Below are 24351 nucleotides of genomic sequence, written 5' to 3'. Positions count from 1 at the left end.
TGGTTTGGGATCCGACGCCCTATCCGGCCAGCAGGTCGGCCAGGTGAGCGCCGATGGCGTCGTTGGTCCATGTGACACGTGTCGCCAACGGTTTCAGTTGTGGCGACGGCGATCCATTGTTCGTGGCGGCGTGCGATTCACTCCCGTTCGCAGCGGCCACACAAGTTTTGCATTCGACATGACTGCGTCGCCTCGCGACGACACGCGTGCTGATAGCCTCACGGTCTTGACGAGACCGTGAAACTGATGAGCCCGAGCGTCGGTTGCGGCAACACTGAATCGTTGCGGTTGCAGCATTCTACTGATAAAAAAGAATGCTGTCGTCCACTGTCATCTGGTCAGTGAAGCGGGATGGAGGCATGCGGCGAACGGCGCAGAAAGCGCGTAGGTCCACGGCCGTGCGGCATGCATGATAAGGCTCTTGATGCACACCTGACATTGAACAAATGCGTTACGCATGACCTGGTTGCCAGGCGCGAACGGCGTGCGGTGCGTTCGTCGATCGAAGTTATTCGAATAGCCGCGCCGCCGAATCAGGCCGCCAGCTGTTGCCTGATATACGCAGCGGTGCGGCTCTCCTTTTTGCGCGCGACTTCCGCGGGTCTTCCGCTCACCACGATCGTTCCGCCAGCGTCTCCCGCCCCTGGGCCCACGTCGATGACCCAGTCGCTTTGTGCGGCCACTCGCATATCGTGCTCGACCGCGACGACCGTGTTGCCCGCATCGACAAGTCCTTGCAATTGCACCATTAGCCGATCGACGTCGGCGGGATGAAGACCCGTCGTAGGCTCGTCCAGGATGTATAGCGTGTCGCCGCGTTGAGCCCGCTGCAGCTCGGTCGCGAGCTTGATGCGCTGTGCTTCGCCGCCGGATAACTCCGTGGCCGGCTGGCCGAGCCGCAGATAGCCGAGGCCGATGTCGCGCAGCGCGGTCAGTGAACGCATCACGCCGGGCTGGTCGGCGAAGAAACTGCAAGCGGCGTCGACCGTCAGGCCCAGCACCTGCGCAATGTTCTTGTCCCGCCACGTGATTTCCAGCGTCGATTCGTTATAACGGGTGCCGTGGCACGTCGTGCAAGGCGCATAGACGCTCGGCAGAAAAAGCAGTTCGACGCTGACGAAGCCTTCGCCTTCGCAGGTCGGGCAGCGGCCCTGCGCAACATTGAACGAAAAGCGACCCGCGCTATAGCGCCGCTTGCGGGCGGCGGGCGTGTCCGCGAAAAGCTTGCGCACCTGGTCGAAAAGGCCTGTGTAGGTGGCCAGATTGGAACGCGGCGTACGTCCAATCGGCTTTTGGTCGACTCGTACGAGCCGTCTGATCGATTCCATCCCGTCGACAATGTGGCCGCTCGCCGGCATGCCGCCATCGGCGAGCAGCGGGTCCTGTTCGTCATCGTCCGGGTTTTCGATTGCTTTCCCTAGCCGGCTCGCAACCAGTTCCGGCAGCGCCAGGCTCACAAGGCTCGATTTGCCCGAGCCGGATATGCCGGTCACCGTCGTCAGGCAGCCGAGTGCAAACGCGACGTTCAGCCCATGCAGGTTATTACGCGTGATACCGGCAAGCCGCAGCCAGCCCTTCGCGTCGCGCTGCGTGCGCTCGACGCTTGCCGGCGGCGCGAACAGATGCCGGCGCGTCTGTGACGCTTCGACCGCCGCGAGTCCGTCGGGCGGTCCGCTATACACAATGTGACCGCCCTCCTCGCCTGCAGCGGGACCCACGTCGACCAGCCAGTCGGCGCGCCGCATCATCTGCAGATCGTGCTCGACGACGAACAGCGAATTGCCCGCTGCTTTCAGCGCCTGAAGCGCGCTGAAAAGCGCTTCGCCATCCGCCGGATGCAAGCCTGCCGATGGCTCATCGAGCACATACACGACCCCGAAGAGCTGCGACGACAATTGCGTGGCGAGCCGCAAGCGCTGCAGTTCACCCGAAGACAGCGTCGGCGTACTGCGATCAAGCGAAAGATAACCGAGGCCCAGGTCGATGAGCGTGGTCAACCGCTCCTGAAGTTCGGCCGCAATGCGTTGCGCGGCGAGGCGCTTCTCGCCGGACAGGTTCGGCGTACGTCGCACGTCAGGCGAGGCCTTGTGCGCCGATCCGCCAGCCGCCACGCGCCGCTCGACGGCGTCGCGCATAGCGCTCCTGCTGAGCACGTCGCCCTTGCCCCGTGGTACCTCGACCGGCTCCTGCCATTCTCCGCGCGCGACCGGTTCAAGAAGCGCGGCGAGTCCTGAGAGAGGCAACTGCGAAAGCTCGGCGATATCGAGGCCGGCGAATTTCACCGATAGCGCTTCTTTCGTGAGCCGTTTGCCGCCGCACTCCGGACAGTCGCTCGACACCATGTACTTCGACACGCGCTTTTTCATCAGCGCGCTTTGCGTGTTGGCGAAAGTATGCAGGACGTATCTGCGGGCGCCGGTAAACGTCCCCTGGTAGCTCGGCTCGTCTTTCCGTTTGAGCGCTGCGCGCGTTTCTTTGGGTGTGAGACCGGCGTAGACGGGCACGGTCGGCTGCTCATCGGTGAAGAGAATCCAGTCGCGATCTTTCTTCGGCAGATCGCGCCATGGCGTATCCACGTCATAACCAAGCGTCACGAGGATGTCGCGCAGATTCTGTCCATGCCATGCGGGCGGCCACGCAGCGATCGCGCGCTCGCGGATGGTCAGCGAGTCGTCGGGCACCATCGAACTTTCGGTGACTTCATACACGCGCCCTAGCCCATGGCATGTCGGGCAGGCGCCTTGCACCGTGTTCGGCGAAAAGTGCTCGGCAAACAACATGGGCTGTTTGGGCGGGTATGTTCCGGTCCGCGAATACAGCATGCGCACGAGGGTGGACAGCGTAGTCACGCTTCCCACCGACGAACGCGCCGACGGCGTGCCGCGTTGCTGTTGCAATGCGACAGCGGGCGGCAATCCTTCGATTGCGTCCACTTCGGGCACGCCGACCTGCTCGATCAGACGCCGCGCGTAAGGCGCGACCGATTCGAAGTAGCGCCGCTGGGCCTCCGCGTACAGCGTGCCGAATGCGAGCGACGACTTGCCCGAACCGGACACGCCGGTAAATACGACCAGCGCATCGCGTGGAATCTGCACGTCGACGTTTTTCAAATTATGTTCCCGCGCGCCGCGCACGCTGACAAACCCCGTGTCTGTGCGGGAAGATGCCGTGGACGAGCGGGGTTTGCGGCTGCTTGCATCCATATCGGTCGGTAGCTATGGGCCAGGAACCCTACAAAGACGCACAACCCATGCCACACCGGGCAGCCGGCCCGGCGTCCGCGATCACATCTTCCGCTGCGCCACCGCCGCGGGCCACCCTGTCCGCGCTTCGACCCACTCGGCGAGCTTCAGCAAATCGGCGTCACCGTGAGCAGCGCCTACCAGCTGCGCGCCGAGAGGCAAGCCCTGCGGCCCGAATCCCACGGGCACGGTCACGGCCGGCACGCCGAGGAACGTCCACGGCGCACAGAATGACGCGTCGCCCGTATAGTCGAGCCCGCGCGGCGGTTCGCCCGTGGCCGGTGCGACCAGCAGTGCATCGAGCGCCAGCGCGCCGGTCAGCCAGTCGTGAAAGCGGTGCGCCATCGGCATCTGCGCCGCCTTGATGCTCGCGTAGACGGTCGCGGGCAGCTTGCGGCCCTCTTCGACGAGGCCGCGCATTGCCTCGCTCACCAGCTCGGGTGTGCGATCGACCAGTTCGCCGTGCGTGATGGCGGCTTCAACCGACATCAGTTTCAACGCATGCGCAGGCGTTTCGAAGATCTCGGCTGGCAGATCGACTGTGACGATCTCGGCGCCGTCTCGTGCCAGTTGAGCCGCGAGCCTGTCGAGCGCGGCCTGCTGCGCCGGCTCGATTGCCCCGCCGGCCTGTTTCGACAGCACGCCGATGCGCCGCGCCCCCGTGCCGCGCGCCGCAAGCTGGGCAGCGGACCGAACGTGCGAGACGTGCGGATCGGCGGCGTCCTCGCCAGTGACAAGCGCCAGTGCATAAGCCACGTCCGCGACGCGTGTTGCAAACATGCCGACGTGGTCCAGCGACCACGCCAGCGGCAACACGCCCGTGCGCGCAATCGCACCGTAAGTCGGCTTGAAGCCGACGATGCCGCAGTACGCCGCCGGCCGTATCACCGATCCCTGCGTCTGGGTGCCGAGCGCGAGCGGCACGATCCCCGCCGCGACGGCCGCCGCCGAGCCACTCGACGAACCGCCCGGCGTGAACGCGTCATTCCACGGGTTGACGGTCGCGCCCGGCTTACGCCACGCGAATTCGGTCGTCACCGTCTTGCCGATAATCGACGCGCCCGCCGCACGCAAACGCGCGACCACCCACGCATCCCGCTCGGGCCGCCGTCCTTTGTAGGCGAGCGAGTTGAATTCGGTCGGCATGTCGGCGGTATCGATCACGTCCTTTACCGCGACTGGTACGCCCGCCAGCGGCGAGGCGACATCCACGGCATTGACAGGCGCGGCGTCCGGCAAATAACAGAACGCATGCAACGACGCCTGCGATTTGCACGCCGCCTCGTAAGCCTGCGTGACGTACTGCTCGAGTCTCGCCTCGCCCGAGGCAACTTCAGCGCGAATCTGCGAGATGGACGGAATCGGCGCAGCTTTTGAAGAAGAAGAGAACATGGTCATGTAAGCGTCGCGAACGGTGTCAACGGTGTGAGCGGTGTTATTTCGCGGCAAGCGCCGGCTGGATGTAATTCTGCACGATGAACCTGTCGTAGTTCGGCTGCTGCTTCAGATTGCCGAGGGCGATCTGCGTATCCATCGCGACAGTCAGCGCTTTCGGCGTGATGCTGACGTTCTTCGGATACACGCCTTCGTCGAGCATACGCTTCACCGCTGCATCGACCACTGCGGCGTCGAGAGTCGGGAATTCCTTGCGCGCGATGGCCGCCGTTTCCGCAGGATGGCTTTGCATGTAGAGCAGCGCGTTTTGCAGCCCCTTCACGAACCGCGCGGCTGCATCCGGATCGACGCTGCGCTTGGCGGAGATTGACGAAAACGCGTATTCGCCATAGAGCTTCGGAAAGCCGAGCACGACTTTCATGCCCTTAGCGACAGCCTGATCGAGTCCAGGTTCATACATCACCGCGATCTTCGCCTGGCCGGCAACGAGCGGTCCGATCTCCGAGCCGAGCGGCACCTGAACCAGCTTCACGTCGCTTTGCGACATGCCGTTCTCCTTCAGCAGCTTGAAGAACAGCGACGTGCTGGTGGTTGGCATCTGTCCCGACACGACCACCTGATCTTTCACGTCCTTGATGCCGCTGAACTTTACATCCGGCGCAACGGCGATCCACACTGCCGCACCGTTCACGACATTCGCGATCACATCGACATCGGCGCCCTTCTCCGCGGCCACGGCCGTCCACTCCGGACCGTGTAGCGAGAAGTCCGCGCTGCCGGACAGCACAGCCGAAAGCGCCGCGCTCGGACTGCCCGCCGTCTGCTTGTTGACGTCGAGTCCCGCCTTTTCGAAAAATCCGCCGTCTATTGCCACATAGAGCGGCAAATAGAGCATCGACTGGAACGCCTGCGAAATAGTCACTTTCTTTCCGTCGGCCAGTGCCGGTGTTGAAACGACTGCAACGCTCAGTGCCAAAGCGGTCGTGAGCGCGACGAGCGCCTTTCTTGCGGTGAATGCCATCGTCTGTCCTGTCATGAAGTGGTTGGACTGCCGGAATGCGTTAAACCTTGAGCGTGGTGGTATTCGACGCCTGCCGCCAGGGCAGCAGTTTGCGTTCGAGCATGTCGATCAGAAAGTACAGGACGAAGCCGATCGCCATGAGCACGAACAGCCCCTCCCACACGGTGTTCAGGTCGTACAGGCTGGACGCGGTGAAGATCATGTGTCCGAGGCCCTTCTCCGATGAGATGAATTCGCCGACCACTGCGCCCACCAGACCGAAGCCGACGTTGATGCGAAACGTGGAGATCACGTAAGGCAGCGTGAACGGCACCACGACTTTCATGAACACGTCGTTCTTGTTCGCGCCGAGCGTGACGAGCAACGCCTGCAGGTCGGGATCGGCGTCCTTGGCCGCTTCATATGCAGCAATCAGCGCAACGATCGCGGTCAGCGAAATGGCCAGCGCAACCTTCGAGATGAGTCCGGTGCCGAACCACAGAATCACGATGGGTGCAAAAGCGATCTTCGGCACACTGTTGATCGCGACGATAAACGGCTCGATGAGCCGCGCGACGAACGGCGAATACCACAGCGCGAGTCCGCACACCGACCCGACTGCGGTGCCGAACACGAAGCCGAGAATTGCTTCGAAGAGCGTATAACCGGTGTCGATGAAAAGCTGATGCGACTGCACGTCGCGCAAGAGCGCTGCGAGTATTTTCGAAGGCGAGCCCACAAGGAAATTCGATACCCAGCCGACGCGCGCCGCGCCTTCCCATATTGCAAAGAACGCCACTACCGCCGCGAGTTGCAACAGCGAACGCCCCCAGCCGCTGTCGAGCACGAAGCGCGCGCGGGGCTTTGCTGTGCGTTGTGCAGGCGCCGGTTTATTGATGGAAGCGGATTGCGTCATGCTGCTTTCACCTCCGTCTGAATGTCGAGCTCGCCGCATAACGCGTGAAAGTACCCGGCGAAGTTCGGATCGCTGCGTGCGCCGATTGGCGAGCGAGCGGCTATGTCGATGTCATAGATCTTCTTCACCTGCGAAGGCCGGCCGCCCAGTACAACGACGCGCTTCGACAAGGCCACCGCCTCGTCGATGTCGTGCGTGACGAGTACGACTGTCTTGTGAAACGTCTCGACGGCCTCCATCAGCACGCCTTCCAGATACAGGCGCGTCTGGTAGTCGAGCGCCGAGAAAGGCTCGTCCAGCAGAATGATGTCGGGATCGTTAATCAGCGTGCGGATCAGCGCCACGCGCTGACGCATGCCGCCTGACAGCATGCGCGGATACGCATTCTCGAAGCCGGCGAGCCCATAGGTATTGAGGTATTCCATCGCCATGTCGCGTGCTTGCGCAGCCGGCATCTTCGAGAGCTCCGGCCCGATCAGCACGTTTTGCAGCACGGTGCGCCACGGCAGCAGCAGATCGCGCTGCATCATGTAGCCGACCTTGCCGCGCAAGCCATCGACGCTTTGCCCGCGATAGACGATGTCGCCGCTATCCGCTTCGAGCAGGCCGGCGATCACGTTGAACACCGTGGTTTTGCCGCAGCCCGAAGGCCCGATGATGCTGACGAAATCGCGCTCGTGAATATCGAAGGTCAGACCGCCGAGCACGTCGACGGAACCGAGTTTGTTCGGAAACGATTTACGGATATTGCGTAACGCAAGCTGAACGGACATGTCTGTTCCTCGACGACGTTTCTGAGTGCATTTCGACAAAGGCGATTGAAATCACGCGCTCTGCTGTGCCGCCAGAAAGCGCCGGCGCATCGGCTTGAGCACGGCAATGGCGAGCAGCGCGGTCGCGATGTCGAGCGTGATCGCGGTCGAAAACACCGGCACCCAGCTTCCCGCGTGCTGATGCATCAACGCCGCGAGCGGGCCGCCGAAAATAGAACCGATCCCTTGCGAGATATAGAGCCAGCCGTAATTCTCGGTGGCGTGCCGCGTGCCGAACGTGTCGGTGAGCGTCGACGGAAACAGCGAGAAGATCTCGCCCCAGCCGAAGAACACCACGCCCGACAGCAGCACGAACAGCACGGCGTTGTCGCGCGTGAGCAGCCATAGCGCCATGGCCACACCTTCGAGCGCGAAGGCAAAAAACATCGTGTTCTCGCGCCCCATTCTGTCCGATACCCAGCCGAACAGCGGTCGCGTGAGCCCGTTCGTGAAGCGGTCGATCGTTAACGCCAGCGGCAACGCCGCCATGCCGAACACGAGAACCTTGGTCACGCCGAAGTCGGCGGCGAAGGTGGCCATTTGCGACGTGACCATGAGACCCGACGTTGACATCATGGTCATCATCGCGAACATCAGCCAGAAGATCGGCGTTTTCAACGTCTGCGAAGGGCGGAAATTGTTAACGGCAGGTGCGGAAGCGGAACCCGGGGAAGCAGCGGCATCGTGCGCAGGCGGCACTCGCAAACCCTGCGAAGCAAGCAGGCCTACCACTGCGAACGCAATGCCGAAAATCCAGAGCGTTGCATCGATGCCGCGCACTTGCAGCGACGTGGCGATCGGGAACGTCGTGACGATCGCGCCCATCCCATAGCCCGCCGCGACGGCGCCCGCAGCAAAGCCGCGATTGGTCGGGAACCAGCGCACCATCAGCCCCACCACGCCGACGTACACAATGCCGGTGCCGAGACCGCCCACCAGTCCATAAGTGAGGTAGAGCATCGGCGCGCTATGCACCTGTGAGGCCAGCACCCAGCTCAGGCCCGACATGACGGTGCCGATTGAAATCAGCATGCGTGGTCCGAAGCGGTCGATCAGCTTGCCCTGAAACGGCGAGAAGAACGTCTGCAATATGATCAGCAGCGAAAACGTGACCTGTAGCTCAGGCAATGCAACGCCGAGTTTCGCGGCGAGCGGCTTGGTCATCAGCGTCCATACATACTGCGGACTCGAAATCGCCATCATGCAGACGAGACCGAGCCCGAGTTGAAGCCAACGATTGTGGGTCGCGCCCGACGAAACGGCGCCGGCTTCCGTCGACGCGATGGGTGGCAACGAAGATTGCAAACGTGTGGTCATGGTGACTCCATTACTAGGCGAATGTCTGCCGGCGCCCGGCAGACGTGCAGCGTCCTCCGGGCCTCGAAGGCCGGACCTGCAATCCGATTGAAAAATAGCGCGCGTGTGCGTCTACCAGCCCGCGGCTGCCCCGTCACTGCGCGGGTCGTAGCCCGCTTCGATCAATCCATCGGGATACCGAACGATTGCGCCGGCATGTCCCATTGCTTCGTCATACGCCTGCATCGTCTCGACTTCGTGGCCGAGCGCTGCGAGTCGCGCGATCGTGTCCGCAGAGAAACGCGCTTCGAGTTTGAGCGTGTCGGTCGATTGGCCCCATGTGCGGCCGAGCAGCCAACGCGGCGCGTCGATCGCGGCCTGCGGATTCCAGCCGAACATCGCAATGCGCGAGAACACCGCACTTTGCGACTGCGGCTGCCCGTCGCCGCCCATGTTGCCGTAGACCATCGTGCGGCCATCCGCAAAACGTGCGAGCGCCGGGTTCAGCGTGTGAAAAGGCCGGCGCAGCGGCATTAGCGGATTGCGGGAGCGCTCGTCGAGCGAGAAGCTGCATCCGCGGTTCTGCCAGTTGATGCCCGTCCCGGCCAGCACCACGCCGCTGCCGAACTCGTGATAAATGCTCTGGATGAAGCTCACCGCCACGCCGTTGCTATCGGTCACGCCGAGCCACACCGTATCGCCCGGCCCGCGACCGGCGCCCCACGGCGCGGCTCGAGTCGACGACACCTGCGCAGCCATTGCGTCGAGCGCGGCAGGCTTTAGCAGTTCGCGTGGATCGACGCGCATGTGATCCGGATCGGTGATCTCTGCATCGCGCACCGCGAACGCGAGCTTGGTTGCTTCGACGCAGGCGTGCACGAACTCGGGACCCACCGGGTCCATCTCTTTCGTCAACACGCGATCGAGAATGCCCAGAATCAGCAACGACACGAGCCCTTGTGTCGGCGGCGGCATGTTGTAGATCGTGCCCAGCGAATGATCGAGAGCGAGCGGCGTTCGCATGCGCGCCTCGTGTCGTTGCAGATCTGCGAGAGTCAGTAGCGAGCCAGCCGACTGAAGATCACTCGCGATGCTGCGTGCAAGGTCGCCGCGATAGAAGTCGTCGAAGCCTGCATGGGCCAGACGTTCGAGAGTGGCGGCAAGACGAGGTGCGACGAAGCGCTCGCCCGTGGCAGGCACGCGACCGTCGCAGAGGAATGTCTCTGTGAAACCCGGAATCGAGCGCAGCTCGGCGAGACGGCTTTCGACACATTGCGACTGACTGCGCGTGACCGGCACGCCGTGCTTCGCGTAATGGATTGCGTCTTCGAGCAGGCGTTCGACCGGCAGCCTGCCGCCCAAGGTTTCAGCCGACCAGCGATGCGCGCGCTGCCAGCCGGACACCGTGCCGGCCACCGTGTTGGCTGCGAGCGGGCCGCGCGTCGGTATGACCGAGAGTCCACGCGAGCGGTACTCGTCGACACTCGCCGCCAATGCCGCCGCACCGCAGGCTTCGATGCCGACAGGCTCGGCGCCGGGACGCGAGATAAGCCAGAACCCGTCGCCGCCAATGCTGTTCATATGCGGATAGACGACGGCGATCGTCGCCGCGGCCGAGATCATCGCTTCGACGGCGTTGCCGCCTTCGCGCAAGATGGCGAGCGCGCTCTGCGCGGCAAGCGCATGAGGCGCGACCGCCATGCCGCGGGTCCCGCGGGCCGGGTTCAGGAATTCGGAAGGCATCGGGTGCACGGGGCTTTTGCTTGTATACATACCCGGTGCATATGCGAATACCATGCCAACGTCCGCATTCCGCGCAAAGGCCGATTGCAGAAGGCGCTTAACAAATTGCCGCGCCGGAAAGCGTGTTGCTAGATGGTGCCTCGCAACCTCGGTGGTGCATAAGGCGCACTGTGAGGCTCCGAGGCGGTGCGGGCGCGCTGCAGGCGCTCGGTGGTCAGTGTGCGCACTTCCGCCCTGCTTCCTTCTATGTGCCGCCCCAATAACTCGACTGCCCGGTCAGCCGCAAGATCGCGGATGGCGGCGAGAATCGCAATGTGTTCGTTGTAAGTGTCGTCGATGCAATCGCCGTATACGAGGTCGAGCCGCCGCACCACGCGGATGCGGTCAGTCACGCGCTGCATGGCGGCGCTCAGCTCTTCATTGCCTGCGGCGAGCACGAGCGCCTCGTGGAACGCCTCGTCGAGCGCCACCATCTCCCGGCCGTCGCGAACGCGTTGTGCGCGAGGGACGTTCCAGATGCAGTCGAGCCGCTCAAGCATCTGCAAAGCGGTGGCGGATAGAGTTCCGTCAGCGCCAAAGAGCCTGGTGACAGAAAACGTCTCGATCAGCTTGCGCATTTCATACAGATCTTCGAAGCGCTTGAAGTCGATCGGCACGACTTCCCAGCCGCCGCGTACATAGCCGCGCATCAGACCGTCGCTTTGAAGACGTTGCAGCGCCTCTCGCGCTGGTGTGCGCGAAACGCCGAAGCGGTCGGCGATGCTGCCTTCAGTCATACGGTCGCCTGGAAGCAGGCGCATGTCGAAGATATCGTCTCGCACGCTGAAATACACGTGATCAGCGCGGGACGAGGGAGAGCGGGTTGTGTCTTTCACGCACGAGCCTGGGATTAACAGATCTTCCGGCAGTGACTATCGGTCACCGTCAAAAGATCCGTCAACAAGAATTTAATCTGCGGGCGGCGTTGTTGAACTGACGTTCGCGACTATATGCATGCACCGAAGAGTCTGTCGACCAGATCTTCCTTATCCAGTTGGTCGATCCACCAATCCAGCGCATGCCCGCCTTTATCTTCGCGCCACGCGAGATAGCACTGCGTGTGCTCACGCACGCCGGCAATCCGTCTCGCGACGAGTTTCCCTTCGCGTATGAGGCCTTCGGCCACGCGTTCAGGCAGCATGCCCACGGCGATTCCTTCGCACAGCGCGCCGACCTTGGCCGCCAGCGTGGGCACTACGATGACGGGTTGGCCGTCGTACGTCGCCACCGATTGAGGCTGTAACTCGCGCGATGTGTCGCTTATGACAGCGCCGCGATATGCGGCAATCGTGCTGCGGTCCAACGGCTCGGTTATCGCGGCAAGCGGATGATCCGGCGCCATCACGAATAGATGCCGCAACGCTCCAATTGGCCGCGCCGCGATATTCGCCGCGTGAGGCGGCTCACCGACTGCGCCCACGGCGAGATCCGCACGCCCTGTAATCAGCGCATCCCAGACGCCGCCAAGCACTTCGGTGGACAGGCGCAACCGCGTGATCGTTTCCATTTCGTAGAAGCTGCGAACATACGGCCACAACGATTCGAACGGCAGGATTTCATCCAGACAGATGCAAAGTTCCGACTCCCAACCTCGCTGGATGCCTTGCGCTTTCATTTCGAGCTGTCGCGCCGCTTTGAGCAACTGACGCCCTTCTTCCACGAGTACCCGGCCGGCTTGCGTGAGTCTCGCGCGTCTTCCGCTGCGATCGAACAGTTCGACGCCCAGATCGCTTTCGATCTTCTGCACGAGATACGTTAGTGCCGACGGTACTCTGTGCAGCAACTCGGCTGCCTCGGCAAACGTCTCCGTTCGGTCTATTACATCCAGTACTTCAAGCGCTTCAAAGGAAAGCTTTATCGGCATTCGGCATCCTCGGTCCCGCCCAGGTGTTGATACAGTGCATCACGATGCGCAGATCACGGCGGCACCGCTCATTGCAATTCGGAAAAGAAGACATGGAGCGCAACGTCCGTACATGCCGTAACGGCAGGCCAGACTGAACTGCGACTCATGCGAGGGACGGGATTGTAGAGCGGATATAAAGAAGAAGCGACAAATACCGATAAAGCAGACAATTACTGAAATAGCAGACAAATAGCCACGGCGGATTCCCGCTGCCGGAAATCCGCCGCCGGTGCTTCAGAACGAATGGCGCATGCCGATACGCACATCGGCCTGCGTGCTCGTGCTCGACGGCGTGAAGCTATAGCCGATCACCGCGTTCACGCCATCGGAAGCGCGCAGATAATCACCGGAGATATAAACGTCCGTGCGTTTGGACAGCAGATAGTGAAGCCCGAGCGAGCCTTGATTCCAGTGGTTTCCTTCAAATCGCGTGTGTTGATAACCGCCGTATAGCATCAACGCCGGTGTGAACGTGTACGAAGCGCCGCCCTCGTACACCTGCATATGCGACGTTTGTCCGAGCCCCTTGATCGTGGTGTAGGTGAAGTTGCCGCTCAACATCACGTTGCCGATCGTGTATGCGGCACCAACTGCGAAGGCGCCTTGCTTGTCGACGGGGAATGCGGAGGCACTGTACAGATCTGTTACCGCGCCGGTTGCAGGATCGACCGAGACGGTAGGCTGGCCGAGGAAGGTATGCGTGCCGATCATCGCATACGGATCGAACGCGTAGATACCGAACGGATTGTTCAACTGCGTATAGGCGGCGCCCATATTGAACGCGCCGTGTTCATAGCGCGCGCCCACGCTCCATGCGCTTTTCTGGTGGAAGTCGCCCGCCGTATTGCCGAACGAGTACATGCCGCCAAAAGAAAAACCGGAAATGTCGTTGGAGAGATACTTGATCGAATTCGGCAGCCGGTCGCCGTTCATCCGGTCGAAGTCGCCCTGGTGAATCGCGTAACCGCTCGCCCACGCCGATATGTTGTACAGGTAAGCGAATTCTTCCGTCATGTCGAGCTGGTTACCGAACGACAGCGTGCCCCAACTGTTCTTCAGGCCGACATATGCCTGGCGGCCGAACTCGGCACCGCCGAATCCAAGCTGTCCATTGCCCAGGTGGAATCCCGACTCGAGCACGAAGATGGCCTGCAAGCCGCCGCCGAGATCTTCGACGCCTTTGAAGCCGATACGGTTACCGTACGAAATGCCGTCGTCGAACTTGACCTGGTGGGAGCCACCAGCGTTGCTCACGTACGTGATGCCGGCGTCCAGAACGCCATACAGCGTGACACTGCTTTGCGCGTGGACAACCGTTGGCGCGCACACGGCGCTTGCTGCAATAGCGAGTCCCGAAAGACTGACGGCATTTCTCTTCTTCATTGAATTCTCCCCTGCTCTTTGCCTGCGCAATTCGTTGGATAAAGCGATCCCTGCCGCGGCCAATAGCAGGCGCGCGGCGCTTCTCGCATGACGGGCAGTTCGAAACCGGTTGAGACCGATCGATATGGCCTGGCTGTTATTTGTTCAGCATGAAAATTCCGCCAAGCCCGCATCGACGCGTCAAGAATACGGTTCCAGATTTACGGCGAGTCGATTGGATGCGACATGAATCTGTCGCCTTGCGACCTTACGAGCGAACAACTGGCATTGCCTTTTCTACTTCACGCCAAGAGCCGTCTGAACGGCCTGCAGGCCATTCGCACCGCTTGCGGTATTGACGCCATCGAGCCACGACTTGAGCAGTTCGGGGTGGCGCTTGAGCGCTTCGGTCGCGGCTACGTCGACACTAGTCTTCTTTTCGAGTACTTCGGTGATTACTCCGTTCTCAATGTCGACGTTGAATGTCAGCTGCTTGAAAAGACGATCCACGTTAGGGCATTGTTGCGCATAGCCGCTGCGCGCAACGGTGTTGACCGTGGCGCCGCCGTAGTTCGGACCGAAGTACTTATCGCCACCGTCGAGATAAGTCAGCTTGAACTTCGTGTTCATCACATGCGGCTCCCACGCCAGGAACACGATCCACTTTTTCTCGCGCACTGCACGCTCGACTTGTGTGAGCATGCCGGTCTCGCTCGATTCGACGAGCTTCCAGTTGTCGAGACCAAACGCTCTATCATCGACCATCTTCTTGATGTTCTGATTGGCCGGCGCGCCCGGTTCGATGCCGTAGATCCTGCTATCGAACTTGTCGGCATTTTTGGCAAGGCCCGCAAACGAGTGAACGCCCGCCGCCGCCACGTAGTCGGGCACTGCGAGCGTGAACTTCGCATTGCTCAGATTCGGATGAACGACCACGATCGATTTTTCTTCTTCAAAGGGTTTGACGACCGTTGCTTGCGCGGGCATCCAGTTGCCGAGAAACACGTCGATTTGCCCTTTTTTCAGGCCCTGATACGTGATCGGCACAGAAAGGTTAGCCACCTTCTGTTTATACCCGAGCGCTTTCAGCACGACGCCCGTCATCGCATTGGTGGCGTCGATATCGGTCCATCCCGGCCCCGCCATGTTCACCTGCATGCACGATTGCGGCTCCGCGGCCGACGCGAAACTGGCTGCCGCGCATAGCAGCACAACGCTAGACATCGCCTGTTTGAATAGCTTGTTCATCATCGCGACTTTCCTGTGAGTGAGTGAGAAGTAAGCATGTAGCGACCGGTCAGTGCGCGACCGCCGGGAAGCGCGCCATTGCTTCGAGCGTGTCCAGATCGATGTGATTGCGCATGTAACGCTGACTGGCATCGACCCGAGGTTGCCAGTCCCATGAAGCAACTGTGCCTTGCGTGGTGGCGGCGAAATGAAAGCGGCGACGGCGCTGACTTTGCAGCACTTGATCGTGCAGCGCGGCAAGATCCCAGCGCGCGGCAATCTCGTTGCGCAATTCCTCTATCTGGGCGGAGTACTCGGCTTTCGACGCGAGGTTCACTCGTTCAAGCGAATCGGCTTCGACGTCGTACAGCTGGTCCGGGTCGGCAGGCGAGTGTATGAACTTGAAGCGCCCGCGCCGCAGCATCACAATCGGCGCAATAGCGCCTTCCGCAAGGTACTCGCCTACTGCTTCATCATGACCGCCATGCTCTCCTCGAAGATGCGGCACAAGACTGTGCCCGTCGAGCGAATCGGGCCATGCGGCCGGTTGTTTGCCGCGCGCCAGTTCGACCAATGTGGGCAGCAGATCAAGATGCGACACGGAAGCCTTCACGCGATGCGCGTCGAATTGCTGCGGTGCGTGCACGATCAGCGGCACGCGGCAGCCGCCTTCAAAAAAGGTCATCTTGTACCAGAGGCCACGCTCGCCGAGCATCTCACCATGATCGGAAGTGACGACAATAATCGTGTCCTCCGCAAGCCCGGCCTGGTCGAGCGCTTCGAGAATCGCACCGAACTGGTCGTCGACATAGGAAATCGCGCCGTAATAGGCGCGGCGTGCGTTGCGGATCTGCTGGTCAGTCGGCGGCGTGCGGTCGGTTTCGCAAACGTGACGCAAGCGCCTGGAGTGAGGATCGGCTTCGTCGAACGAGTCGCGATGCGCGGGCATGTCGATATCGTCGTCCCGATACATGTTCCAGTACTTTTCCGGAATCGCGTAAGGATCATGAGGATGTGTCAGCGAGGCAACCATGCAGAAAGGCCTCGCGTCTTTTCCCGCGTGCCGCTCACGGGCAATGTCGAAGAGCTTCTGGCGCGTTGTGAACGTGACCTCATCGTCGAAATCTAGCTGGTTCGTGCGCACGCACGGCCCGGCGTCGATAACGGAACTCATGTTGTGATACCACGTTGGGCGCGCCTCGAAATCGTCCCAATTCGGCGTCCAGCCGAAGTCGGCCGGATAAATGTCCGTGGTGAGGCGCTCTTCGAAACCGTGCAACTGATCCGCGCCGCAGAAATGCATTTTTCCCGAGAGAATCGTGCGATATCCTTCAGCGCGAAGGTAATGCGCGAATGTCAGTGTTTGCGACGGAAATTCCGCGGCATTGTCGTACGCGCCGATTGCAGACGGCAATTTGCCGGACAGAAAAGAAAAGCGCGACGGCGCACACAGCGGGCTTGCGCAATATGCAGAATCGAATACCACACCTTGCTTTGCAAGGCGGTCGAGGTTGGGTGTTCTGGTTAGCGGGTGTCCATAAGCGGCGAGCGCAAATGGAGTCATCTGGTCGGCCATCAGAATGAGAATATTCTTTTTGCTGTCAAGCATGGAGCGCGCCTTGAATAGAATCATGGATGTCAGTGCAACTACCTATGCCGGTGCGATCGCAGACACAACTCGAAGCGCTGGTGGCGGTCCGCGTGCGGCATCTGCACCACTATTGCCGGTCAATTCGGCGCTGTGAAGACGGCAATTCGTTATGTGCCTATAAGGGGGCGTTATGTCGAGGCAGGACCGCTTGCCGCCAATGCAGGCATTGACAATGTTCGAATCCGCCGCGCGTCTCGCGAGTTTCACCGCGGCCGCGCGAGAGTTGGGTTCTACGCAGCCAGCAGTAAGCCAGCGCATCGTGCAACTCGAAGAGACGCTGGGCGCCCCCCTTTTCGAACGCGGCCATCGCGGTGTCCGGCTTACCGAAGACGGCGAGCGGCTTTTCGATGCGGTGCGTCTTGCGCTCGACACCATCCGTCATGCCACTGCCGAAATCCGCGCGCGCCGTACGCCGCAAACGCTCACCCTGTCCACCGACTTTGGTTTCGCTACTTACTGGCTGATGCCGCGGCTTTCGCAATTCAAGGCGCTGATGCCTGATGTCGACGTGAAGATCATCACGTCGCAGAGTGTGTTCGATCCGTCGCACGATCACGCGGACGTGGCGATTGCGTTTGGCGACGAACATGCGGACTGGAACGCGCGCAGCGTCATCAAGCTCTTTCCGGAGCGTGTCACGCCAGTGTGCAGCCCGGCGTTTCTCGCAGCACATCCACCGCTGAGGTCGCCGTCCGAGTTGCTCGCGCTGCCGCTTCTACACCTTGAACCGACGCAGCCCGCGCGCTGGGTGTCGTGGGCCGACTGGTTCGCGGCGCACGGTCTCGTTGCGCCCGCGGCGCATCGCGGCATCACGTTCAACAGCTTCACCCTCGTCGCCCATGCGGCGATCATGGGCCAAGGCGTGGCACTCGGCTGGGCGCCGCTCATCCACGAACTGCTCGCCACCGGCCAACTCGTCGAGCTGTTCGACACTCCGGTGGTTACCGAGCGCGGCTACATGCTGGTCACGCAGCGCGCGGCGACACCCGCAGTAGAAGCTTTCCGCCAATGGCTGCTCGGCGAATGCGGGCTCGACGCGGAATAGCTATCTGGCGTTCCGGTTCCATTGCCACGGCGATTCGCTTCTATCCGCGCCGCGTGTGAATTTGCTCTACTGCGACGATGCATGCCGCGCCCCGCGGCATCCCCCTTCGTTTATGTGGAGAGCGCATGTCCGCCGATTCCCGTCCTGATCAACTGGTTCTCACCGTCGCGTGTCCGAGCGCCGCGGGCCAGGTTGCCGCCGTTGTCGGCTTTCTCGACCGGCATCATTGTTATATCGACGAACTCACCGTTTTCGACGACGACCTCAGTGAGCGGTTTTTCGTGCGCTGCGTTTTTCACGGCGTGGATGCGAACGAGACGCGAAATATCGCGGCGCTCAAACGCGAGTTCGAGCCGATTGCCGAGCGCTTTCGTATGACCTGGGCAATGCACGACGTCAGCACCCGTCCCAAAGTACTCATCATGGTGTCGAAGCTCGAGCACTGTCTCGCGGACCTGCTATTTCGGTGGCGAATGGGTGAGCTCAAGATGGACATTGTCGGCATTGGCTCGAATCATCGCGATCTCGAACCGCTCGCGCAACAACACGGGTTGCCGTTTCACCATCTGCCCATCACCGCCGATACAAAACCGCAGCAGGAAGCGCGCTTGCTCGATCTATTCGAGACCTCCGGCGCCGAATTGATGATTCTCGCGCGTTACATGCAGATTCTTTCGGGCGAGACGAGCCGTGCACTCGCTGCACGCGCGATCAACATTCACCATTCGTTTCTGCCCGGTTTCAAGGGTGCGAAACCCTATCACCAGGCCCATGCGCGTGGCGTCAAACTGATCGGCGCGACCGCGCACTTCGTGACCGACGACCTCGATGAAGGTCCGATCATCGAGCAGGTCGTCGAGCGTGTCGATCATTCGTACAGTCCGGAGCGCCTGCTCGCCACCGGACGCGACGTCGAGTGCATTACGCTCGCTCGCGCGGTCAAGGCGTTTATCGAGCGGCGGGTGTTTATCAACGGAGATAGAACTGTCGTGCTGCAATAGTGCTGCAAGCACAAAAGAAAAACGCCGCTTTGATAAGCGGCGTTTTTTGTCTTCGATGCGAGGACAGCTAAAGTTCTGCCTACTTAACCCAGCTATCCACTCGATCGCCGTGTGCGCTAATCCACGCGTCGGCAGCGGCGGTCGGCTTCTCGCCGTTCTGCGTGGCGAGCATCACGCTGTCGATCTCACCCGGCTTCCACTGGAACTTCTTCAGGAACGCGACGACGGGCGGCGCCTTCTTTTCCAGTTCAGGATTGACGACGCTGTCCACGTGCTCCGCCTCACCGAACACTTTCTTCGGATCTTCAAGGAACTTGAGCTTGTACTTTGCGAACATCCAGTGCGGCTTCCAGCCGGTTACGATGATCGGCTTGCTCGCCGCTTCCGATCGCGCGAGTTCCGCAGTCATCGCGCTGCCCGAACTCGGCATCAGCTTGTAGTCGAGTCCGTAAGCCTTGATTGCCTCGCTCGTTTTCTGCATCACGCCCGCACCTGCGTCGATACCGACAATGCGCGAGCCGAACTCCGCCTTTTTCGCTTCCAGGTCGCCGACCGTTTTCACGTCGAGATTGTCGGGCACGATAAGACCGATCTTCGCGTCGTTGAAATTCGGACCGAGATCGACCACTTTGTCCTTGAAATTGTTCCAGTACGCGCCGTGCGTGACCGGCAGCCATGCGGACAGCGTCGCGTCGAGGTCGCCCCGCGCCACACCCTGCCACATCACACCCGCCGCAACCGGTACGAGTTGCACCTGATAGCCCAGGCGTTTTTCGATCACGCGGGCGGCGACGTTCGATGTCGCGACGCTATCGTCCCAGCCTTCCACGTAGCCGATCTTGATGGTCGGCTTCGTATCCGCCGGGGCGCTTACGCTGGTTGCCGCCAGCGCCGCACTCAGAGTGCTCAACACCAGTATCTTTTTGATCAGTCTCATCGCCGTTCTCCCGTTTGCCGTCTAAAAACAACCCATTGAGCATTTAGAATCGCCAGCCAGAATTGCCCGGTAACGTTGTTTTGCGACACATAGTTGTCCGCACGCGACCTGGCTCTTCTGCTTGCTGCCGCGACTCACGGCAGTTTGTTCCTGACCGTTGGCGCCAGTCACTTCTCTACGACGAGATCGGTGAGCGGCTTGCTGCAGCAGAGCAGCACCATGCCTTGATCGATTTCCCGCTGACGAATGCCGCCCGCGTGTTTCATCGCCACCTCGCCCGATACCAGCTTCACCTTGCAGGTGCCGCACATGCCCTGCGTGCACGATGCCGGCAGGCGCACACCCGCTTTCTTTGCAGCATCCAGCACATGCTGGCCGCTGTCGCACTCGATCTCACGATTGCTTTTCGTGAAGCTGACTTTGTAGCGTGTCTGCACTTCGGCCACGCCGGGTGCGGCAGCCGGCTCGAAAGCCGGTGCCTGTTCCCGGGCTTCTACAAAACTCTCGGCTGTTGCCGGCTCAGCCGCGTTCTGCAACACCTCGGCGACATGCACGGTAGCCAATTGTGCGGCGACCTCGCTGACCGTATCGAACGAAAAGCTTTCCTCATGATAATGGCCACGGTCGAAACCGCCCTCGTCCAGCAGGTTGCGTACTGCCTGCATGTACGGCGCGGGCCCGCAAGTGAAAATCTCGCGCTCGAGAAAGTCCGGTGCGATCAGCTTGAGTAAGGGCAACGTCAGAAAACCCGTCACACCTGGCCAGTTCGTGCGCGCGCCAACCCGCTCGCAAACAAATGCGGTACGAAAACGCGCGTGATTTGACGCGATCAGATCGAGTTCACGCGCGAAGATAATGTCGTCGGGCGTGCGGGCGCTGTGCACGAAGACAATGTCACTGTCCTCGCCCAGTTCGTGATGCGCACGACTCATCGACATCAGCGGCGTAATGCCTGAACCGGCCGACAGAAACAGCAGCTTGCGCGCAGGGTGACGGGCGCACGTGAATTCTCCCGCCGGCCCCAGCACGCGAACTTCGCCGCCCACCTGCAGATTGTCGTGCAACCAGTTCGAGACTTTGCCGCCCGGCACACGCTTCACCGTAATGGAGATGGTGTGCGGACGCGTAGGCGGCGAGGAAATCGTATAGCAACGGTTGATTGACTCACCGTCGATATCCAGTTCGAGCGTGATGAACTGTCCCGGCTCGAACACGAAGGTCCGTTCGCCCGGCGCGCGGAAGAAAAAGCTCTTCACGTCATGCGTTTCCTGGCGCACATGGCAGCACACCAGTGTTTCGTCCACATCGCTGTTCCACCGCGCGGGCAGCGTGTCCCAGAAGCGCGGCTGCGTAACACGGCTTGTTGCGTATTGCGATGCCGGCTCGGTGCCGAGCTGAAACGTCGCCTGATCGCGCATCATTGTTTTCTCCCGCTCCTGGTTGCGATCGTGCGCTCAGCGCTTGAAGGACACGACTTTCTCGCCGAATGCGGACGGCTCCGCATCGTGCGTCTGCGGCGCGTTGCTGTAGTCTGCGATGCGGCCGATGTACCACTCGCAGAACTTCTCCACGAGACCCTCTGTGAACGGCGAATACGGACCCGGCTCATAGGCGCTGCTCGTTGCGCCGCGTTGCGAATATTCAACGAGTGCGCGGTCCTGATCATTGGTCGCGCGCCATACGGCCGTCAGGTTGTTGACGTCGTAGTCGATGCCTTCGCGCGCATCCTTGTGCACGAGCCATTTCGTGCGCACGAGCGTTTTGCCGGCCGAAAGCGGAATCACCGAGAAGCTCACAATATGATCGCTCATGAAGTGATGCCACGAATTGGGCTGCGTCCAGAACGACAAACCGCCAAGATCGGCCTGCTCGAAGCCGCCGAGCAATTTCTTCGACGCCACTTTCGCGTCCAGCGTCTGCGATTCGCCGTCGCGATCGAGCGGCAGACGTTGCGTGCGAAAACCGGTAACGAGATCCGCGAGCCGGTCGATTTCCGCCGAGGGCAGCTTCATTGCTTCCCATTGAGCGGTACGGCGCGCAACTGTCTCTTCGAAAGCGGCCATGCCTTCTTCGTTAGCCGGTGTACGTTGATAGCCGAAACCGTATTCGTAAAGCGAAATGGTCAGCTCAGGATGGTTCGCGACGCAGTGATAGCACTCGCGATTGTTCTCCATCGTCAGCTTCCAGTTGCCTTCCTCGATGATGTCGATCGACGCCGCGATCTTGCAGCCGGCCAGTTGATGCGGCGCCAGGTACGGCTCCATTGCCGCGCGCATGACGGAAAAGTCAGCGGGCGGATTGTCGGCCAGACAGATAAAGATGAGTCCGGCGAGGTTCTCGACGTGGACTTTCTTCAAGCTGTGTTTGCAGCGGTCGAACTGGTCGCCCATATGCTCGGCGAACATCAGATCGCCGTTCAGGTTATACGTCCAGCTGTGATACGGGCACACGATATTGCCGAGCGAACCCTTGTCGGTATTGCACAAGCGTGCGCCGCGATGGCGGCAGACGTTATGAAACGCCCGTACCTGCATATCGTCGTCGCGTACGATCAGAATGGAATCGTGTCCGATTTCCACTGTGATGTAATCGCCCGGCTCGGGCACGTCCGGCTCAACCGCGACCTGAATCCAGTGCTTGCGGAAGATCACGTCCATGTCGAGCGCGAAGATTTCCTCGCTCGTATAGAACGGCGCTTCCAGCGTGTAATTCTTCTTGCGGCGTTCGATCATTGCGCGAACGTCTGCGGAAACTTTCATTGTGTGCTCCGTTGCGTGTCACGTCTGGCGCCGCGCCAGGCCCTCCTGGCCGCATGCTCGCCTGAACCGGAAATCAGTAATCCACGAGTTGATGCTCGCGCAAATACGCCAGAATCACTTGTGCTTTTTCGACGGAACTCCCTTCAATTACGACGCTGCCGCCGCGGCTCTCCGTCGTGGTTGCGGAGAGCATCCGGGCGTGGCCCGAGCGCTTCTCGGCAGCGGCGAGACGCACCGGCTTGCTGCTCGCGGGGCGAATAGTCCAGCCAAGCTCCGTCGCACGAGCAGGTGCCGCACAAGCGACCGCGTGAATGGCCCCTTCGCGCTGCCGTGCATAGGCATAGGTCGGCGTTGCGTTTGCCATCGGATGCACGGCGATCAGTGCGGGCAATTGCACCTCGACACGGCGGCGCAAACCCTTGGGCATGAATTGCCGAACTTGTGCGCACCCGTCCTTCACGACGACATCGACAGCCGCGCCGACGAGCGGAATGCCCAACGCATTCGCCACCCGATACGGCAGCATGCCGCTGTCGAAAGCGCCTTCGGCTCGCGTGCCGGTCAGCACGAGATCGTAGCCGGGCAGGCGCGCGGCAAGCAGCGCTGCGCCATCGGCTTGCGACCCGTCTGCGTTGGGAACGGCAAGCACTTCGACCGAGCGCGCGCCTAGAGCAAGATATTCCTGTAGCGCGGGATTCGCAGGGTCGCCGGCGTGCAGCACGTCGAGTGTCGCAGCATGCTGCTTTGCGAGCGTCAAGGCGAGCGTCAGTGCGGCCGCGTCGTTACGGCTGTAGCGCGCAACGCCGCTCACCGGATGTCGGCCCACGGAAACGAGAACGGCGATTTTCATGCGAGCGCTCCTTCCGCGACAGCCTTCGAGTTCAGTAATGCAGCACCTGTGCCGCGTGCAGTGCGCGCTGCGGCAGCCGCGTCATTGAGTGCCGCGATGGTTTCCTGCGCATCGGCAATGACGGTCAGGTTCGCACGCTTGGCGATGGGCGCGCTCGCATCCAGGTTCACCGCGATCACATGCCGGCAATCTTTGATGCCCTGCAAATGCTGCACGGCGCCGGATATGCCAAATGCGATATACACGCTCGCTTCAACGGTCTTGCCGGTCGCGCCGATCTGCTTGTCGCGCGTGAATTTTCCGTCGTCCACTGCGACACGGCTTGCACCGATCGCCGCGCCGAGCGTGGCCGCGAGACGCTCGAACGCAGGCACATCGCTGACACCGTTGCCTGCGGAGACGATGAAGTCCGCTTCTTCGAGCGCGAGCTGCGCGGCGTCCATCTCCTCGATACCGAGGTCGCGCACGATGCCTTTGGTGGCAGTCGGTTCGCCATCGAAACGCCATGCGACTCGCTCTCCTGCGCCGACGAACGGCAGCTTGGGATCGACCGCATTGGGCGCAAGCAATACCACTTCTGGCAGCGCACACGAAGCGAACGCGGTGTTCGCATGCGCATACGCGGCCACGTGAGACGCGTCGATTTCAACGACGTGTGTCGCGACGCTCGCATTTGCCGCCGCCGCATACCGGCGGCCAAGATCGCCGTCGCCGGTCGCGTTGTCCGGTAGGAACAGATGCACTGGCGCATAAGCCGCGACGCACGCGGCGAGCGCGTTCAACTCGTCGTCCGGTGCGAAATGGCGACGATCGAACGAAGACAACTCGATAAGCTTGTCAGCGCCCAATGCGCCGGCGTCGCCCGTAAATTGGCCGAATACCAGCAGCACGACCTCGGTGGTGGCATCGGCGATCAATGCGGCGGCGGCCAGCGTCTGGCGCGCGTGATCGTCGAGCGCGCCGCGGTCCGCGTGCGCCGCCACCAGCATCGCATGCTGCGGCGTGGCGCTCGTGCGGCGCGGCTTCGGTTGTGCACGATGCGCGGCACCCGATGCGGCGAAATCCATTGCGCCCGCCACACCGGTCACGCCCAGCGTGATGCGTCTGAGTCCGTCAACGGTAATCGTGAACGGGCGGCGCGGATCGATTCGTTTGATTGTGTTCATCGCG

At 61.3% G+C, this 24351-nt stretch carries 19 protein-coding genes; 2 read left to right on the top strand and 17 right to left on the bottom strand.

Going from position 1 to position 24351, the window contains the following annotated elements; all coding sequences use genetic code 11:
* Positions 1–533: 533 nt before the first annotated feature.
* The 12 genes from H281_RS0112880 to betC form a co-directional block, all read right to left on the bottom strand.
* Positions 534–3203, bottom strand: a complete 2670-nt coding sequence (locus H281_RS0112880; RefSeq protein ID WP_027804544.1) for an excinuclease ABC subunit UvrA — start codon at positions 3201–3203, stop codon at positions 534–536.
* 81 nt (positions 3204–3284) lie between these two features.
* Positions 3285–4640 carry an amidase gene (locus H281_RS0112875; RefSeq protein ID WP_020067521.1) on the bottom strand — a complete coding sequence of 452 codons (1356 nt, stop codon included), beginning with the start codon at positions 4638–4640 and terminating at the stop codon, positions 3285–3287.
* Between the two features lie 37 nt (positions 4641–4677).
* Positions 4678–5658, bottom strand: a complete 981-nt coding sequence (locus tag H281_RS0112870) for an ABC transporter substrate-binding protein (protein ID WP_020067520.1) — start codon at positions 5656–5658, stop codon at positions 4678–4680.
* Positions 5659–5698: 40 nt separating this feature from the next.
* A complete protein-coding gene (locus tag H281_RS0112865) occupies positions 5699–6553 on the bottom strand; it encodes an ABC transporter permease (RefSeq protein ID WP_020067519.1) in 855 nt (284 codons plus the stop codon).
* Entirely contained in the window at positions 6550–7326 is a 777-nt protein-coding gene (locus tag H281_RS0112860) for an ABC transporter ATP-binding protein (RefSeq protein ID WP_020067518.1), read from the bottom strand. The genes H281_RS0112865 and H281_RS0112860 overlap by 4 nt, the downstream gene beginning before the upstream one ends.
* 51 nt (positions 7327–7377) lie before the next feature.
* Positions 7378–8682, bottom strand: coding sequence for an oxalate/formate MFS antiporter (oxlT, locus tag H281_RS0112855; protein ID WP_020067517.1), 1305 nt, complete (start codon positions 8680–8682; stop codon positions 7378–7380).
* Positions 8683–8793: 111 nt separating this feature from the next.
* Positions 8794–10404 carry a gamma-glutamyltransferase family protein gene (locus H281_RS0112850; protein WP_027804543.1) on the bottom strand — a complete coding sequence of 537 codons (1611 nt, stop codon included), beginning with the start codon at positions 10402–10404 and terminating at the stop codon, positions 8794–8796.
* A gap of 128 nt (positions 10405–10532) precedes the next feature.
* The gene (locus tag H281_RS0112845; RefSeq protein ID WP_241077882.1) at positions 10533–11204 is read right to left on the bottom strand and encodes a GntR family transcriptional regulator; all 672 of its coding nucleotides are present in this window, start codon (positions 11202–11204) and stop codon (positions 10533–10535) included.
* 185 nt (positions 11205–11389) lie between these two features.
* Positions 11390–12307: a LysR substrate-binding domain-containing protein gene (locus H281_RS0112840; protein ID WP_020067514.1), complete on the bottom strand. Its 918-nt coding sequence runs from the start codon at positions 12305–12307 to the stop codon at positions 11390–11392.
* A gap of 276 nt (positions 12308–12583) precedes the next feature.
* Entirely contained in the window at positions 12584–13732 is a 1149-nt protein-coding gene (locus H281_RS0112835; protein WP_020067513.1) for a porin, read from the bottom strand.
* 276 nt (positions 13733–14008) lie between these two features.
* On the bottom strand, positions 14009–14962 hold the full coding sequence (locus H281_RS0112830) for a choline ABC transporter substrate-binding protein (RefSeq protein ID WP_020067512.1): 954 nt from the start codon (positions 14960–14962) through the stop codon (positions 14009–14011).
* Between the two features lie 46 nt (positions 14963–15008).
* The gene (gene betC, locus H281_RS0112825) at positions 15009–16547 is read right to left on the bottom strand and encodes a choline-sulfatase (RefSeq protein ID WP_027804539.1); all 1539 of its coding nucleotides are present in this window, start codon (positions 16545–16547) and stop codon (positions 15009–15011) included.
* Positions 16548–16719: 172 nt separating this feature from the next.
* Here betC and H281_RS0112820 point away from each other — a divergent pair, with 172 nt between their 5' ends.
* Both H281_RS0112820 and purU read left to right on the top strand, forming a co-directional pair.
* Complete coding sequence (locus H281_RS0112820) at positions 16720–17634, top strand: choline sulfate utilization transcriptional regulator (protein WP_027804538.1); 915 nt, start codon at positions 16720–16722, stop codon at positions 17632–17634.
* A gap of 125 nt (positions 17635–17759) precedes the next feature.
* Positions 17760–18635: a formyltetrahydrofolate deformylase gene (purU, locus tag H281_RS0112815; protein ID WP_020067509.1), complete on the top strand. Its 876-nt coding sequence runs from the start codon at positions 17760–17762 to the stop codon at positions 18633–18635.
* 79 nt (positions 18636–18714) lie between these two features.
* Here the strand turns inward: purU and H281_RS0112810 are convergent, their stop codons facing one another.
* The 5 genes from H281_RS0112810 to H281_RS0112790 form a co-directional block, all read right to left on the bottom strand.
* A complete protein-coding gene (locus tag H281_RS0112810; RefSeq protein WP_020067508.1) occupies positions 18715–19572 on the bottom strand; it encodes a glycine betaine ABC transporter substrate-binding protein in 858 nt (285 codons plus the stop codon).
* Positions 19573–19739: 167 nt separating this feature from the next.
* Positions 19740–20993 carry a 2Fe-2S iron-sulfur cluster-binding protein gene (locus H281_RS0112805; protein WP_020067507.1) on the bottom strand — a complete coding sequence of 418 codons (1254 nt, stop codon included), beginning with the start codon at positions 20991–20993 and terminating at the stop codon, positions 19740–19742.
* A 33-nt stretch (positions 20994–21026) separates the two neighbouring features.
* Positions 21027–22331 carry an aromatic ring-hydroxylating oxygenase subunit alpha gene (locus H281_RS0112800; protein ID WP_020067506.1) on the bottom strand — a complete coding sequence of 435 codons (1305 nt, stop codon included), beginning with the start codon at positions 22329–22331 and terminating at the stop codon, positions 21027–21029.
* 73 nt (positions 22332–22404) lie between these two features.
* Complete coding sequence (locus H281_RS0112795) at positions 22405–23181, bottom strand: drug:proton antiporter (protein ID WP_020067505.1); 777 nt, start codon at positions 23179–23181, stop codon at positions 22405–22407.
* Entirely contained in the window at positions 23178–24347 is a 1170-nt protein-coding gene (locus H281_RS0112790) for an electron transfer flavoprotein subunit alpha/FixB family protein (RefSeq protein ID WP_020067504.1), read from the bottom strand. The genes H281_RS0112795 and H281_RS0112790 overlap by 4 nt, the downstream gene beginning before the upstream one ends.
* Between the last annotated feature and the right edge of the window lie 4 nt (positions 24348–24351).

The organism is Paraburkholderia caledonica (genome assembly GCF_000383275.1).
GTDB lineage: Bacteria > Pseudomonadota > Gammaproteobacteria > Burkholderiales > Burkholderiaceae > Paraburkholderia > Paraburkholderia caledonica.
The sequence above is the reverse complement of the archived record's forward strand: the minus strand, read 5'-3'. Positions and strand labels throughout refer to the sequence as shown.